The 15,859-nt window shown below is 41.1% G+C and carries 12 protein-coding genes; 1 reads left to right on the top strand and 11 read right to left on the bottom strand.

The window, feature by feature from the left end:
* Positions 1–31: 31 nt before the first annotated feature.
* Positions 32–565, top strand: a complete 534-nt coding sequence (locus tag ACQKIC_RS18040) for a YtxH domain-containing protein (protein WP_402875593.1) — start codon at positions 32–34, stop codon at positions 563–565.
* 42 nt (positions 566–607) lie between these two features.
* Here the strand turns inward: ACQKIC_RS18040 and ACQKIC_RS18035 are convergent, their stop codons facing one another.
* The 11 genes from ACQKIC_RS18035 to ACQKIC_RS17985 all read right to left on the bottom strand — a co-directional run bounded on the left by ACQKIC_RS18035 (position 608) and on the right by ACQKIC_RS17985 (position 15,506).
* Entirely contained in the window at positions 608–2,389 is a 1,782-nt protein-coding gene (locus ACQKIC_RS18035) for an ABC transporter ATP-binding protein (protein WP_427592096.1), read from the bottom strand.
* A gap of 31 nt (positions 2,390–2,420) precedes the next feature.
* Positions 2,421–4,163 carry an ABC transporter ATP-binding protein gene (locus ACQKIC_RS18030; protein ID WP_402875591.1) on the bottom strand — a complete coding sequence of 581 codons (1,743 nt, stop codon included), beginning with the start codon at positions 4,161–4,163 and terminating at the stop codon, positions 2,421–2,423.
* 280 nt (positions 4,164–4,443) lie between these two features.
* The gene (locus tag ACQKIC_RS18025; RefSeq protein ID WP_407406621.1) at positions 4,444–5,334 is read right to left on the bottom strand and encodes a peptidylprolyl isomerase; all 891 of its coding nucleotides are present in this window, start codon (positions 5,332–5,334) and stop codon (positions 4,444–4,446) included.
* A 226-nt stretch (positions 5,335–5,560) separates the two neighbouring features.
* Entirely contained in the window at positions 5,561–6,634 is a 1,074-nt protein-coding gene (locus tag ACQKIC_RS18020; RefSeq protein ID WP_402875589.1) for an ABC transporter substrate-binding protein, read from the bottom strand.
* On the bottom strand, positions 6,631–7,434 hold the full coding sequence (locus tag ACQKIC_RS18015; protein WP_402875588.1) for an ABC transporter permease: 804 nt from the start codon (positions 7,432–7,434) through the stop codon (positions 6,631–6,633). The genes ACQKIC_RS18020 and ACQKIC_RS18015 overlap by 4 nt, the downstream gene beginning before the upstream one ends.
* A gap of 1 nt (position 7,435) precedes the next feature.
* A complete protein-coding gene (locus ACQKIC_RS18010) occupies positions 7,436–8,239 on the bottom strand; it encodes an ABC transporter permease (RefSeq protein WP_402875586.1) in 804 nt (267 codons plus the stop codon).
* Positions 8,229–9,338 (bottom strand): ABC transporter ATP-binding protein, encoded by a 1,110-nt coding sequence (locus ACQKIC_RS18005; RefSeq protein WP_403125207.1) that lies wholly within the window; start codon positions 9,336–9,338, stop codon positions 8,229–8,231. Before ACQKIC_RS18005 ends, ACQKIC_RS18010 begins: the two co-directional genes overlap by 11 nt.
* 72 nt (positions 9,339–9,410) lie before the next feature.
* Positions 9,411–9,953: a helix-turn-helix domain-containing protein gene (locus ACQKIC_RS18000; protein ID WP_402875580.1), complete on the bottom strand. Its 543-nt coding sequence runs from the start codon at positions 9,951–9,953 to the stop codon at positions 9,411–9,413.
* A gap of 328 nt (positions 9,954–10,281) precedes the next feature.
* The gene (locus tag ACQKIC_RS17995; RefSeq protein WP_427592085.1) at positions 10,282–11,664 is read right to left on the bottom strand and encodes a protoporphyrinogen oxidase; all 1,383 of its coding nucleotides are present in this window, start codon (positions 11,662–11,664) and stop codon (positions 10,282–10,284) included.
* 268 nt (positions 11,665–11,932) lie between these two features.
* Positions 11,933–13,966: a Na+/H+ antiporter gene (locus ACQKIC_RS17990; protein ID WP_402875650.1), complete on the bottom strand. Its 2,034-nt coding sequence runs from the start codon at positions 13,964–13,966 to the stop codon at positions 11,933–11,935.
* Between the two features lie 643 nt (positions 13,967–14,609).
* On the bottom strand, positions 14,610–15,506 hold the full coding sequence (locus tag ACQKIC_RS17985) for a diacylglycerol/lipid kinase family protein (RefSeq protein ID WP_427592086.1): 897 nt from the start codon (positions 15,504–15,506) through the stop codon (positions 14,610–14,612).
* Between the last annotated feature and the right edge of the window lie 353 nt (positions 15,507–15,859).

Below are 15,859 nucleotides of genomic sequence, written 5' to 3'. Positions count from 1 at the left end.
ATACTAACCATTCTTAAAGGAGGAAGTATAGATGACTCAATCAAATAATCAAAACGAATCGAATAGCAAACTACTAAAAGGTATTATTATCGGAGGAATTGTCGGCGGTGCCTTAACATTATTGGACTCGAACACAAGAAATAAAATGAAACGTTCTGCAGTTCTTTTAAAAGACAATTCCATGAATATGATTGAACAGGTAAAACAAAATCCCGGTGAAGTGAAGGAACAAATGGTATCCGGCGTTAAGGGTGCAACCGAAACGATCAAAGAGGCAATCAGTGACGTTGAAACCCTATATGAAACCGTTAATGAAGAAGTCGTAGGAAAAGTATCGGAAGTGAAAGAGATTTCCACCAACGCCCTCGGTTCAGCGAAAGATGCAACAAGTGAATTGAAGGACATTAGCTCCAAAGTCGTAGTGGCTGGGAAGCAATTGAAGGAAACTCCTGCACAATCCCTGAAAACGGAAAAGGAAGATAATAAAAAAGGCGAAAAAGATAGCGATGAAATGGTCACCAAATCCCAACTATCAAATGAAAAATCCATCTCATCCAACTTCTAACACATAAAGAAAGAGCAGAGAAAACTCTGCTCTTTTTTCGTACTAAATATTGAATTGACTATCGTACAAATCCTTATAAAACCCTCGACTCATCATAAGTTCGTGATGGGTACCCATTTCGATGATTTCACCATCTTTTATAACCAAAATCTTGTCGGCGGTTTCTATTGTTTTCAATCGGTGGGCGATGACGAAGCTCGTGCGCCCCTCCGTCAAGCGGTTCACTCCTTTTTGGATTTCAATTTCCGTCCTTGTATCAATACTCGATGTCGCCTCATCTAAAATCAACACATCCGAATCCGCCAAGATGGCCCTGGCTATGGCCAAAAGCTGCTTTTGCCCTTGACTTAAATTCAAACCGCCTGTTGTGATCCGGGTCTGATACTGATCTGGCAAGTGTTTGATGAAGCCATGTGCCGAAGCAACCTTAGCCGCTTCAATCACTTCGGAATCCGTTGCATCTAACCGGCCATATCGGATGTTTTCTAAAATGGTCCCCGAAAATAGAAAAGTATCCTGGAGAACAATACCGATTTTCTTTCGTAAATCACTAATTTTATAGTCTTGTATGTTTCGACCATCCATGTTGATTTGACCCTGGTCCACTTCATAAAACCGGGATAGCAAATTAATAATCGTCGTTTTCCCCGATCCGGTCGGACCAACAAGGGCAATGGTCTGCCCGGCTGATGCCGTAAAGTTAATTCCCTTTAGAATCGGTTGATCCTTGGAATAGCCAAAATGGACATCTGTAAACTCTACATCCCCCTTAAAGGCATCGACGGGTATTGCACCCTTTTTATCCTTCATATCAGGCGTTTCATCCAAGATTTCAAATACACGTTCGGCTCCTGCAATGGCTGATTGAAAGGTATTTAGTAGACTGGACAGTTGATTGATTGGTCGGAAAAATTGCCGGGAGTAGGTCACAAAAGCGGCAATGAGTCCCACCGTGACCGTTCCCTTTACGGCCATCAAAGCACCGACACCGATGACAATAGCTAAGCCGATGTTGTTAATGAAGTTATTAATTGGCCCCAAGAACCCGGAAACTGTATCAGCGGCCATTGAAGAACGGCGAAGCCTCTCATTAACGGTGGAAAACTGGCTGAAGACCTTTTCTTCTTTTCCAAATAAAGTGATGACTTCCGTTCCTGAAATGGATTCCTCGATGAACCCATTTAACTCCCCTAAGTCACGTTGCCTTTTTATGAAGTTACTGCTGCTGTATTTGATGATCTTTTTAGTCGTCAGTATCATCAGCGGGACAATCAGTAGGGTTACCACCGCTAAAATTGCATTCATGGAGAACATCGCTATCGTCACACCGGCAATCATGAGCAACGAATTAAAAATTTGGATGACACTTTGACTTAATGCATTGTTCAATTGATCAATATCGTTCGTCACCCGGCTCATCAAATCTCCATGAACCCGGTTATCAAAAAATCGTAAGGAAAGCGTGTGAAATTTATTATATAAGTCTTTACGCAGCGTTCGAATGGTCCGTAACGATACATTTATCATGATGGCTGTCTGCATCCAGGTGAACAGAGACGATCCGATATAGACAGCTGCAAGTACCCCTAGCATTCTTACCGTACCCGTAATATCTTTCGGAATAATATAGTGATCTATGATTCTTCCAATCAGATAAGGTCCTGATAGACCAAGTAATGTCGAGAGCACCACAAATAAAATCGATATGATCAAACCCGCTTTCTGCTTCTCTACATACTGCCAAATCCTTTTAACCGTCTGTTTTTTATTCTTTGCTTGAACGACCGGACCACCAAATCCTCTTGGTCCGCGGGCTTTCCCCATCACATCTGATACTGGAGGTTGATTCATCTGCTTATTCATGGGGAGCTATCTCCCTTCCGCTTTGCGTCCGATAAATATCCTGGTAAACACGACTTTTGGCGAGTAGTTCTTCATGAGTACCCTTCGCCTCAATCATTCCGTCATCCATCACAAGAATCTGATCGGCATCCATAATCGAAGATATCTTGGATGAAACAATGAACACCGTCGAATCGGTAAATTCCCGCTTCAACGCCTGTAGGACCTTTGCTTCCGATAGGGCATCTATCGCTGACGTCGAGTCATCCAAGATCAAGATCCTAGGCTTTCGGATAAAGGCCCTTGCAATAGACAACCTTTGCTTTTGCCCACCTGACAAATTGTTGGCACCCTGAGTCAGCCTATACGAGAATGCCCCCTCAAAGCCCTTAACAAAATCAAGAGCGGCCGCGGATTGAGTCGCTGCTTCCATATCTGCCGTCCCCGCCTCCTCTTTTCCGAACCGTAGATTTTCTTCAATGCTTCCGGAAAACAGCGAGGCCCTTTGAGGAATATACCCAATCTCACCCCTTAGGCTTTTTAGAGGATAATCCTGTAAAGGGATGCCATCAATAGTAATCGTACCGGTATCAGGATCATATAAACGCGGAATCAACTTAACGAGGGTGGACTTCCCACTGCCTGTTGAACCGATAATACCTATCTTTTGTCCTCCTCGGGCATGAAAACTAATATCTTTAATCACATATTCACCATTTTTGCTATAACTGTAATTCACACGTTCAAACTTCACATCCCCCGTCCTTGCCTGAACAGATGCTGGTTTGGAAGGTTCATTAATATCAATTTCCGTATCCAACACTTGTTGAATCCGGTCTGCCGAAGGAAAGGAGCGCGTGATCTGCATCAAGACGTGACTACTCGACATCAATCCGTTCATGATGATATTCAAGTAGTTGATGAAAGCTAATATGACACCGACCTGCATCGTTCCGTTTTCTACCCTGATTGCACCCATCCACATACCAGCCACCACACCCAAATTGATAACAAATAACAAAATGGGCATTAAGGCCATAATGGTCTGCTCTGCCGCTACATTTCGTTTCGTCAGCTTATCATTAAACTCCTTGAAACTCTCCTTTTCAAATTCCTGGCGGTCATATGCCTTAATGACCCGGATGCCACTCAGTGTCTCCTGGAGCTTTGTATTCACATGATCCATGGCTTCTTGAACCCGTTTAAATAACTTCCCTGCCTGTGAGGAAAAATAAATAATGGCGACCATCAAAACAGGTACAGCGACCGCTAATACCGGAAACAATTCACGTGCTGTCACCCAGACGATAATGACACTCCCAATAAACATGAGCGGCCCCCGGACAAATATCCGTAAGGTCATCATAAGAGAAGACTGCACAGAGGTAATATCATTTGTCACAATCGTGATCAGCTTACCTGTCCCGAATGAATCAGTATTCTTACTAGAAAAAAGTTCTGTTTTCCAAAAAACATCCCTACGTACATCTGAAGCAAAATGAACAGCGGCTTTCGTGCTGTAAACGGTACAACCCAATCCACCTATCAGTCCAATCACTGCAGCTCCCAGCATCAAAAAGCCTAGTTTGGTCACATACACATTGTCTTGGTTGGCTATTCCCTCATCAATGATATGCTGCATCATAGTGGGTTGTAGTAAATCCATCGCTACCTCTATACACATACATAACGGTGCTAAAATCGCAAACAGCGTATATGGCTTCAGATAGGGCAATAACTTTCTTAACGACTTCACTTGCCTTCCCCTTCTTTCTAAAACAGTTCCTATTGGTTTAAAGGCTTTAACATTATTTTCACATGAAACTTTCTTCCATCACCCATTCCGTATACCTTGTAAAATAGCCCGTCAACATGTCCATTTTATGTAAACCTTTCTTCATATCGATTAATTTTAACACCGTAAAACCACTAAAAACAATTGAAATATCGCCAGATTTCATCTCACAAAATCGTATATAAACAAAAAATGGTGCAAAATCGTATGTTACCGATTTTGCACCATTTTCCCTCGTATCTTATTTCGTTGCTTCGAATTTATTCGTTATATCGTAATCTTTCTTCACTTCTGCTAACCAAACCGTGTATTCTTCTTGTAATTTATTATTTAGAAGCGCTTCTTTGATTTCTGACTTGCTATCTTCTAAATTCGCTTTTTTAGCTTCTTTTTTACCCGTAACTTTTATGATATGGTATCCATACTCCGTTTTGACCGGGTCACTGACTTTATTAACGTCCATGTTGAAGGCAACGTCTTCAAATTCTTTAACCATATTACCTTTTCCGAAGTATCCTAAGCTTCCGCCTTTTTCCTTCGTTCCAGCATCAGTGGAATACTTGGTTGCCAGCTCAGCAAAGTCTCCGCCAGCAGCAAGTTCTTTTTCTACTTTTTCCGCTGTCTTTTTGTCTTCCACTAAAATATGACTAGCTTCCACTTGTTCTTCTTGGGCAAACGTATCTTTATTTTCTTCAAAATACGCGCTGATTTCATCATCAGTAACAGTAATCCTAGGTTCAACTAATTTTTTCGTATGAAGATAAACCACGATGTCTTGTTTCAATGCCGCTAGGGAAGAACCGCTCGCTTCCAATTGCTCTTTTAAAGCATCTTCTCCACCGTATGATTCAGCTAAGGTATCGATTTCTTTTTGGATTTCTTTCTCTGTAATTTTAATGCCTTCCTTATCTGCTTCTAATTCAACGATTTTATCAGTGATTAATTGATCGACCGTTTCTGCTCCATAATTTTTGACAAGCGTATCTTGTAGCTCTGCCTCTTTAATTTTCTCTCCGCCTACGCTCGCGACTGTCTTATCAGTAGAGACTACCATTGCATATATTAGGATGGCGGCGATAATTAATATGGCGCCTGCCCATACATATGTCTTCGTGCTTTTCAATAAATTCATATTCTCTCTCCCTTGATTTTTCATTTTATAATAGCAGGAAATTATTAAGAATATCTTAAGATTCCTCTTCACTCTGCTCTTAATGATTATACTAACATAATTTTTTCTCCACCGACATTTTAGAGTATCAAAGGAAACCGGCTTATCCAGTGGGCGACTTATCTACTATGCAAAAAAAAGCCTGGTCCGAGAAGGAGGACAACACCTTCTCAAACCAGGCTTCCATTTATTTGCGATGCATCTTGAATTCTAGAAAAAGGTCGTTATAACGGGCCAGATTTTTCTTTCCGATGTTTTCGTACACTTCTAGTTTATCAGTCAGTTCAGGAGATGGATAGAACCTCTCATCCTTCACTACTTCTTCCGGTAAATACTTCAAGGCTGCTTTATTCGGAGTGGAATAGCTTACATATTCCGCATTCTGTGCAGCCACTTCGGGATCTAACATGAAATTAATAAACTGATGGGCCGCATTCACGTTTTTCGTTGTTTTTGGGATGACCATATTATCGAACCATAAGTTCGATCCCTCTTTGGGCACCACATATTCAAGGGCTTCGTTTTCCGCCATGATTTCGGAGGCCACTCCTGACCAGACGATTCCAATAGCTGCTTCCTGCGTTTCCAGGAGCATGCGGCTCTCATCTCCAACAATCGCTTTTACATTTGGAGTAAGGCTATCAAGCTTCGTTTTCGCTTCTTGAAGGTGTTTTTCATTCGTATCATTTAGGGAATAATTCAACGAGTTTAGACCCATGCCGATTATTTCACGAGCACCATCCGTCAAAAGGATTTGATTTTTCAAATCTTTATCCCATAAGTCTTCCCAGCTTGTTATTTCTTTTCCCCCAAGCATCTTGGAATTATAAACAACCCCAACGGTGCCCCAGAAGTAAGGGACCGAAAACTTGTTTTCCGGGTCGAAAGGTAAATCGATAAATCGCTCATCGATGTTTTTCAAATTTGGAAGCTTGGAATGATCCAGTGGAATCAACAGATTTTCTTTACGCATTTTATCAATCATATATTCGGACGGAATAGCCACGTCATAGGTGGTACCGCCCTGTTCAATCTTTGTCATCATTGCTTCATTCGAATCGAATGTCTCGTAAATGACCTTGATTCCGGTTTCTTCCTCGAATCGGTCAATCAAATCCGTATCGATATAGTCTCCCCAATTATAAATGGTCAGTGTATCGCTACTTGTAAACCCTTGCGATGAGTTCAACTTCGATGTCACATATAACAGCAAGGCAGAGGTGATTGAAATGACTAGGAACATTTGGACAATCTTCTTCATCTTTTCCCCCCCATTCCTGTATGCTTGACTCGCTGCGTAACAAAGTAATAGACAACGACCAATATTAGTGTGACAAAGAATAGCAAGGTCGATAACGCATTAATATTCAAGGAAATCCCACGGCGGGCCAATGAATAAATTTCCACTGATAAAGTAGAGAATCCATTACCCGTTACAAAGAACGTAACCGCAAAATCATCCAGTGAATAAGTCAATGCCATAAAGAAACCGGCAAAAATACCCGGTGAAATATAAGGCAGAATGACTTTCGACATTACATTCCATCGGCTCGCCCCTAAGTCTCGGGCTGCATCAATCAAGGTAGGGCTCATTTCTTGAAGCTTTGGAAGCACCAGTAACACAACAATTGGAATGCTAAAAGCGATATGTGATAGCAGTACCGAGTAGAACCCAAGCTTGATGCCAGCCATTGTGAAAAGAATCAAAAAGGAAGCACCAATAATGACATCTGGACTTACAATCAGGACGTTATTGAGGGATAAGAATGAATTCCTCATTTGGCTGTTTGTAAAAGAACGGATCCCAATAGCACCGATGACCCCGATAATCGTGGCGATTAGCGCCGACAATAAGGCAATCACAAGCGTATTTAAAACAATGATCAACAGCCTTGTATCCTGGAAAAGCTCCTTATACCAATCCAGCGTGAAACTCTCGAAGTCATACATCGTTCCACCGCTGTTAAACGAATAAAAGACTAAAAAGAAAATCGGCGCATAGAGTACCAGAAAAATCAGGACAAGGAAAACCCTCGATAACGGCGATAGTTTTTTTCTCAATTTACACACCCTGCTTTCGGTTACCCGTTACGAACATAATCAGGAACATAATAATGATTAAAAAGACGGCAATGGTAGAACCCATTCCCCAATCCTGGGTCACCAAGAAATGCTGTTCAATTGCAGTTCCGAGCGTAGTGACCCGATTTCCAGCAATTAGCCTTGTCAGCATGAACAGTGAAAGGGCTGGGATGAAAACAACCTGGCAGCCGGTCTTAACGCCATCGATCGTTAACGGGAATATCACGCGTCGGAAAGTCATCCAACGTGATGCGCCTAAATCATTAGCCGCATCTACAAGAGTCGGATTCATTTCGTCCAACGCATTGAATATTGGTAAAATCATGAATGGAATAAAAATATAAACGGAAACGAATATGAAACTGAAATCAGTAAAGAGTATCTGTTGTTTTCCAATTCCTATCGCTTCCAAAAAGGCATTCGTCATGCCATATGTGCCGAATATGCCAAGGAACGCATAGGCTTTTAATAACAGATTGATCCATGATGGCACAATGACCAGCAGCAGCCAAAGTTGCTTGTGTTTGGTCTTGGTCAGAAGATACGCTGTTGGATACGCTACTAATAGCGAGATCGCTGTAATTAAAAAGGCATACCAAAACGAACTGAGTGTCATCTTCAAATAAACGGGAGTGAAGAACTTTTGATAGTTAATTAACGACAGATTGCCTTCGATATCGAAAAAGGAATAATACAGAACCAGTAGTATCGGCGCAATGACGAAAAATGCAATCCATAAGATATAAGGGATAAAGTAAATATTTCTAGAAAACTTATTTTTCATGGCTTTCTCCACCATGGTACGCTTCTAAACGCTTATCGAACTCTTCCTCTGTTTCTCCCAAACGCATGACGTGTATGGCCTCTGGGTCAAAATATAGACCGATTTCATCCCCGACGGTCACCTTTTTCGTCGACTGGACTAGCCATTCATTTCCATCATGGTCATAACAGCTGATTTCATAGTGCACGCCACGAAATAACTGAGAGTCCACCCGAACTTGCAGTTTCCCTCGATCGACTGAAGTAATCTCTAAGTCTTCAGGTCGGATGACAATTTCCACGGCTTCATTACGATTCAATCCTTGGTCCACACATTCGAATTGTCTCCCTACAAACTCGACAAGGTAATCTTCAATCATTTTTCCTTTTACGATATTGGATTCGCCAATAAAGTCGGCAACAAAGCGATTCAAAGGTTCATCATAAATATCAATAGGCGTTCCGCTTTGTTGGATTTTCCCTTTATTAAGGACGAAAATTTCGTCTGACATCGCTAGCGCTTCTTCTTGGTCATGAGTGACGAAGATAAAAGTAATGCCAAGTCTTTGTTGCAATTCCCGCAATTCATACTGCATTTCGGTACGCAGTTTTAAATCCAGGGCTGATAATGGTTCATCTAGAAGAATGACTTCCGGTTCATTCACAATCGCCCGTGCAATCGCTACCCTCTGACGCTGACCGCCTGACATCTCCCTGATTTCGCGTTTTTCATAGCCATCCAAATTCACGAAACTTAGGGCTTCTTTCACCTTAACCTCGACGTCGGCGTTCTTCATTTTTTTAATCCGAAGTCCAAATGCCACATTCTCAAACACATTCAAATGTGGAAATAGGGCATAGTCTTGAAAAACCGTGTTGACCTGACGTTTATTGGCCGGAACATTGTTGATTTTTTCACCCTCAAAATAAATATCACCTTTTGAAGCTTCCGTGAACCCTGCTATCAATCGTAGGATGGTCGTCTTACCACAACCCGATGGACCCAGTAGTGTATAAAACTTCCCTTTTTCAATTTCAAAACTGACATTATCCAGAACAACTGTATCGTCATCGAATTGCTTCGTAACATTTTCAAACCGTATAATCTTTTCATTTGCCATAGAGACTTCCCTCTTTCCATTGAACCGCATGTTCTACTTTTCAAATAGACAAGCGTTTGCAATCACTAAATTCTATAAATATGATTCCGTCACCACCAGCAGTAATTCGGATGCCCCATCAAAATCATTGATGATTTGATGTTCATCGGATGCATGAAAGTAAATGGATTCCCCAGCTTTTACAAAATAGGTATGTGTACCAAGCTTCACAATCACCCTGCCACTCAATACATATCCAAAGGTTTCTGACAACGAGGGTTCAAACTGCTTGAACTCCCCTTTTTCCTGAAGTGTCAGCCGAATCGGTTCCATTTCTTTTTCATTGGATTCTGGTACAAGCCACTGAATCTGATAACCGCGCTCTTCATCAATGAAAAAGGTTTGCGTTTCTTCCTCATACACTACCTTTTGAACTTGCTCCTCTTCATCAAAGAAGTCTTTTGGAGTGCAGCCAAGTACTTCAAGGATATTAAAAAAAGTCTCTATTGAAGGTGAACTTAAATCTCTTTCCAGCTGCGAGATATACCCTTTACTTAAATCCGTTCTCTCTCCCAGCTCTTCCTGAGTCAATCCTTTTTTTAAACGGAGATTTTTAATCTTTTTGCCAATATGCATAGTATTACCTCAATCCGTTTAGGAATAGTAAACTTACAGTCAATAAAGTTTTGTATTAGTAAACTTTAAGTTTAATTTAATTTTAATTTAACGGTCTTTATTATACAGGAATTAAGTAAAAGTTCAACGGTAATGCAAGGAAAAAATCCCGTTACGATGAGATGGCTAGATAGTCCGCCAACAACTGGGAAAAAGGAAGGCTGACTCTTGTATCCTTACCAGTATTTAATCAATCGTTTAATGAAAGTTTACCCGTTTAGATGCCCAATCCATTCTGCCGAAAGATGTGCATAATAAAAGGACCGCCATTTTCGGCAGTCCTTTTTCATCATAATCTGGCCGCAATCTCCTGGGCCCTTTTCTCTCCATCCGTAATACAATCAGGGATCCCTACCCCATAATATGAGCAACCTGCAAGAAGTACATTCGGATAGTTCGCTTTCATTTTCTGCTCTAGGGATTGAACAATGTAAGGGTGTTGAATGTGGTAATTCGGCATGTTGTCCTGCCACTTCGTAACTTCGCTTGATACAGGATACTCAGAAATATCCAAGCTTTTTTTAATATCCCCTAATGCCACTTGTATTAATTCTTGCTTCGATAATGACTGTAACCGATCATAATCAGGGTTGGAGCTTTTATAAAAGAGCCGGACTAGCAACTGGCTATTTTCTGAAGTATGCTCCCATTTCCGACTAGTCCAGGTACAGGCATTGCACATCAAATCACTATTTTCACCGACAATGAATCCTGTTCCATCAGGCAGTGTACTGTCGGGGATATCGAATCCAAGGTATATGCTGATCATCGAACTATTAAGCAATCCGGCAAAGTCCTGGTCCAGTTCAGTGTCGCCCAATAGTTTTTGCGTAGTCGTATGTGGCGTACTTAGAACGATGAAATCCGTCTCGATGGTTTCTCCATTTACCAAGGTAACCGTATAGCGCTCTTCATTTTTCCTTATTCTATCAACCGGATTCCCTTTTAAAATGTCCACACAATCGAGGAGTTCTTCCAACCGTTCAACCAACATCGATAAACCATTCTTAAACGAAAGGAACTTTTTGTTCCCCTTGCTCCTGTATTTATCCTTATTCTCCGATAAGCCGCGGATGATGCTCCCATATTCATTTTTATAATCCAACATTTCCGGTAATGTCTTGGCAATGGTCAGGTCATGTAACTTACCTGAATAAACGCCAGATAAAACTGGAGAAATCTGCTTCTGAACGAGTTCCTTACCCAGAAAGCTTTCCAGAAATAAACCGATTGAATCATTCTTCGTAAACGTCTCGTTTTTTGTATAAAAATCTCTTAACGCGTCCACCTTACCCTGTGGAGAAATGAGTTCGGTTTTTGCCAAGGACTCCAGGCTCATCGGAATACCGAATAGAGCGTCTTCAGGTATTTTCTTCAGTTTCCCGTCCGTATGGATGAATGATGTTCCTGTGGCATTGTAGACCACATCATCTTCAAGACCCAATTCTTTGATAAATGGTTTTACATGTTGTTTTCTGGCAACAATCGAATCCGCACCCGCCTCCATCTTAAAAGCACCATCATGAATCGTATTGATTTTACCGCCTAATGTATCATTTCCTTCTATCAGGATTAATCTTGCGGGAAGGTTATCCGCTTTCACGACCTTCTGTAAATGATACATGGTCGACAACCCTGTAATTCCTCCGCCAATGACTACAACTGTTTTCATATTTTCACACCTCTATTAGCATACTTATCAATAAACAAAGTGTACCATAAGGCAGAAGGGAAATTAAAACAGCCACGAATTCAACATGGACTTTTGAACCGGCTGTAACATTTCAGACAAATTCCAATCACTTGATGGTGTGCGAATGTTCCTTATCGATATCCCACTCGCTTTGTTTTATCTTTTCCTTTTCTCTACGGTTGAAACTCCTCCAAGCGCACCGAAAAAGCACGGTCGATTAATTCGACCGTGCTTATCCTGAATATGGTCAATGACTGTTTTCGTTGATACTAAGTGCTTCGCGTAAATTGATTTGCTGCCGGATTCTATTGGCAACATCCCTTGGTATTTTTCTTTTTTCAAACATTTCCTGAACGTCGTCACGTTCTGCCTGAATCGCCTTATAAAATAGTTCTCGTTCATAATTGACCATTTTACTAGGTTTACGCCCTTTATTTTCTCTTTTGTATCTCAAAATAAGTAATTTATACTCTTCGATGATCATGGAAGAGGTCTCATGGTTTTCAGGTGTAATGCCTGCTTGTATCTCTTGGATAGCCACTTTATACATCCTGATCTTAAGGTCTTTCACCTTTTCTAGTCTCTCCAAATTGATTCTTCTTATTTCTTTTTTATTCGGGAAGAATAGTTTAAACACCTTTAACATCGATCGTCTGAAAAGTGTCAAGGACCTGTAAAAACGGAATTTCATCCGATTAGTGACTGCCCCTTCCATACGTTGGATATATTCCAAGCAAATATAAGCGGATTCCCTATCTACTTTCTCCTCTTTAATGAGTTGGTCCAGGAATTTCCTCTCCGCCTCAAGAGCTTTAAAGCGAAGTTCTTTTTCTTCTTCTCCAATTGTATTTGAACTTTTGCCCTGTTCAACATAGGAAAGCGCATTGATTTTCGTATGGTATCTCGAAATAATGGACATAGCCGCTTCCCGGTTTTCATCCGTCATTTGAGACTCCACAGTTTTAATCGCCGATTGATGTGCATGAATGGTAGCCAATTTTAGCTTATCAGCCTGCTTATCCACCACTTCTTCTTCCTCTGTTCGGGCCACGATAGGAAGGAAGACACTTGCAACGATCAAAGAAAGTAATATGACGCCCGCTGCAATGAAGATGATTAACGAGCGCTCCGGAAATGGACTTCCATCCGCTAATATATAGGGAATCGAAAAAGACCCTGCTAGTGTAACCGCTCCGCGTACTCCGGAAATGGTAATGATTCCTGCTGCCATGAAGTCCGGTTTTTGGACACCGGATTTATACGTCATCCAACCGATTGACCAAGCGGCAGTAATCCAGATGTATCTTAGGATAAATAGGAACAGAGTAATGACTACAATATAGAGAATCACTTGTCCATTATGGAATGCTGGATCTTGGAATATGATCTTGGCCACGCTAGGAATTTGCAGACCTAATAGAACGAATACCAAACCATTTAATACATATAGAATGACAGACCACGTACTCTTGGATACGACCTGCAATTCGACTGTTGGTGATAGCTCTCGATCTCGTTCTATGGCATGAACAATTCCTCCTGCCACAACCGCTAAAATGCCTGAAAGGTGGAAATGCTCCACAACGAGGAAAATGATAAAAGGTGTTAGGATTTGGATCAACGTATGCATCGTTACATCTTCCATACCCAACCGGCGAATGATGACACGTAGCCTGATAATAATGAAGGACAAAACAGCCCCACCTACAAATCCCCCAATAGCTATCAAAATAAAACTAAATGTTGCATCGACCAGGGAGAAGACCCCCGTGACAGTAGCCGCAACAGCGAATTTAAAAGCTACCAGACCTGAAGCATCATTCATTAACCCTTCCCCTTCAAGAAGGTGCATGATACTTTTCGGTAACTTAAGCCTACTAGCCAAAGCACTGACCGCGACAACATCCGTAGGAGAAAGGATGGCCGCTAATGCAAATGCAGCAGGCAATGGGATAGAAGGAATCATCCAGTTAATAAGATATCCTCCAGCCCAAACGGTGACGAACACGAGGCCTAAAGCAAGCATGAGAATCGGTGTCCTCAACTTCCATAAGGCTGTACGAGGCACATTTTTACCATCGTTAAATAAAAGCGGTGCTATAAACAGAAGCAAAAAGAGTTCTGTTTCCATTTGTATATGTATACCTAAAGGTAAGAGTGCTATTACGACACCCAGTGCTATTTGAATTAACGGCACCGGTACAAAAGGGACAAAATGATTGATTACATTAGACGCTCCAATTAAGATAAGAAGCGCTAATATAACAAGAAAAAACTCCATACGAACATTCAACTTCCTTTCTTAACTATTTTCATAACTATAAGCGTACCATAATATACCCCCTCCGTTCATTCATTAACTATACTTCCCTTGAATTATGATGAGTTATCGATTTTTTTCACTAAAACCTTTTGAGCTCTATGATACTTAAGTCCGAAACCCTTTCCTCTTCTGGCTATACGCTATGTTCTGAATGGGTAACCTTTAGACACTAAGACCTCCTCCCTCAAGATAGATTGAAGAGATAAAAATGATTGAACGGACACTTTTGAAAATAGAAGGGGCAAGCACTACGGACATAGAATAGATGTTTGATTTTTGTACTATGTCTGAAAAGTGCAAGCCAAAAGAAATGTGTTAAAGAAGCCCATGAACTTAAAAAGATGGTCGCCGAAACGTTTCAAAGAATAAACAACTACTAAAAGTATCGATTGAAATCGCACGAGGTCATCTACCGAACCTTATATAGAAGGAAATGATCCATGGACCCGACGATCCACAGGTTCAAAATGCAGTAGTGGCCTGGCACAAATACCTCACGGATCCCTTTTATGATGTAGCTTAGACATACTAAAAAAAGCCGTACGGCCAAATTGGTCGAACAGCTATTAGCTTTTCTAGTATGCGCAATCTATTCATCCCTTCATTCAGGATGCTCCGGTACGAATAAACGCAGGTGCTTATGCAATACGGCTGCCTGAAAAGGCATTTGGACGCCCTTCTCCCCATCAATGTTAACCCCAAGGTCCTCCGAAGTGGAAACGTGAAGCCTAGAGGTCTGAATATATTCGATTTCATCGTGATGCTTAATCTCTCCCCTTAATAAACTTGGAATAATTTTTACAAGGAGTGGAAGAGAAAGATCTTTAATGATAAATATGTGCAACTTCCCGTCATTCACTTCCGCCTCTGGTGCAAGTTGTTCAAAACCACCGACAGAATTTGTCATCGTAGCAAACAGTAAATAAGTCTCACCGGTCCACCTTCCATGATCATGTTCCACAGTTATAGGGAATGGTGTCTTCTTGACTAACGTCTTTGCTCCTTCCAAAAAATAAGATAGTGAGCCAAGACGCGTTTTCTGCTCCACACTCACATTATAGGTAGCCTCTGCAATAGCCCCGACCGCCAATACATTCATGAAATACCGATTATTGATCTTACCGATATCCGCTTCTTTAACCGCAGATTTTGTGTACATCTCCATTGCTTTGATAGGGTCTAACGGTATATTAAGTGCCCTAGCAAAGTCATTCACTGTTCCGAGTGGGATAATCCCTAATATGGGCCTATGCTCCTGTTCCGCGAGACCATTGACCGTCTCATTTACCGTACCATCTCCCCCCATTGAAATTACGGCATCATATTTCCCTTCACATGCTTCTTTTGCAAACCGCGAAGCATCACCCTCGCCCTTCGTTTTCCGAACCACTACTTGTTCATAAATATCTCCAAGCACCTTTTCCACATTGGGCAAAATTTCTCCTGCTTTTTCTTTTCCAGAGGATGGGTTAATAATGACCATAACTTTTTTAGACATAAGTGACCTCCTGTTATTTATTGCTATTAACAAGTTACCTCTTTACTAAAATGCTAAAACCAATTTCCCATTCTTTTGCGAAAATAACCCCATCGATGAGCCAAAATCTTAGAAAACCCTTCGAATCTCACCCCCGTACTAGCAAAAATCCTCTGTACTATTCTGTTGTATAAATTAATCTATTTAGTCTTGGACGCTCCATCCCATCAATCCCACTTTTTAGGTAAACGTAGTAATCAGGTTTAGTTAAAAAGAAAAAAATAATAAAATATATCACAGAAAACCCTTGTTACAATAGGATTCTCCATACTATTTTGGGAATATTTTTAAATTTTCTGTGAAATGCCTATACT

The organism is Peribacillus sp. NPDC046944 (assembly GCF_050272735.1).
Taxonomy (GTDB): Bacteria; Bacillota; Bacilli; order Bacillales; family DSM-1321; genus Peribacillus.
The sequence above is the reverse complement of the archived record's forward strand: the minus strand, read 5'-3'. Positions and strand labels throughout refer to the sequence as shown.

Coding starts and splice junctions, on each gene's coding strand:
- ACQKIC_RS18040 (WP_402875593.1), top strand. CDS start 32: ATGACTCAATCAAATAATCAAAACGAATCGAATAGCAAACTACTAAAA.
- ACQKIC_RS18005 (WP_403125207.1), bottom strand. CDS start 9,338: ATGGCAAATGAAAAGATTATACGGTTTGAAAATGTTACGAAGCAATTC.
- ACQKIC_RS17995 (WP_427592085.1), bottom strand. CDS start 11,664: ATGAAAACAGTTGTAGTCATTGGCGGAGGAATTACAGGGTTGTCGACC.
- ACQKIC_RS18025 (WP_407406621.1), bottom strand. CDS start 5,334: ATGAATTTATTGAAAAGCACGAAGACATATGTATGGGCAGGCGCCATA.
- ACQKIC_RS18020 (WP_402875589.1), bottom strand. CDS start 6,634: ATGAAGAAGATTGTCCAAATGTTCCTAGTCATTTCAATCACCTCTGCC.
- ACQKIC_RS18010 (WP_402875586.1), bottom strand. CDS start 8,239: ATGAAAAATAAGTTTTCTAGAAATATTTACTTTATCCCTTATATCTTA.
- ACQKIC_RS17985 (WP_427592086.1), bottom strand. CDS start 15,506: ATGTCTAAAAAAGTTATGGTCATTATTAACCCATCCTCTGGAAAAGAA.
- ACQKIC_RS18000 (WP_402875580.1), bottom strand. CDS start 9,953: ATGCATATTGGCAAAAAGATTAAAAATCTCCGTTTAAAAAAAGGATTG.
- ACQKIC_RS17990 (WP_402875650.1), bottom strand. CDS start 13,966: ATGGAGTTTTTTCTTGTTATATTAGCGCTTCTTATCTTAATTGGAGCG.
- ACQKIC_RS18035 (WP_427592096.1), bottom strand. CDS start 2,389: ATGGGGAAAGCCCGCGGACCAAGAGGATTTGGTGGTCCGGTCGTTCAA.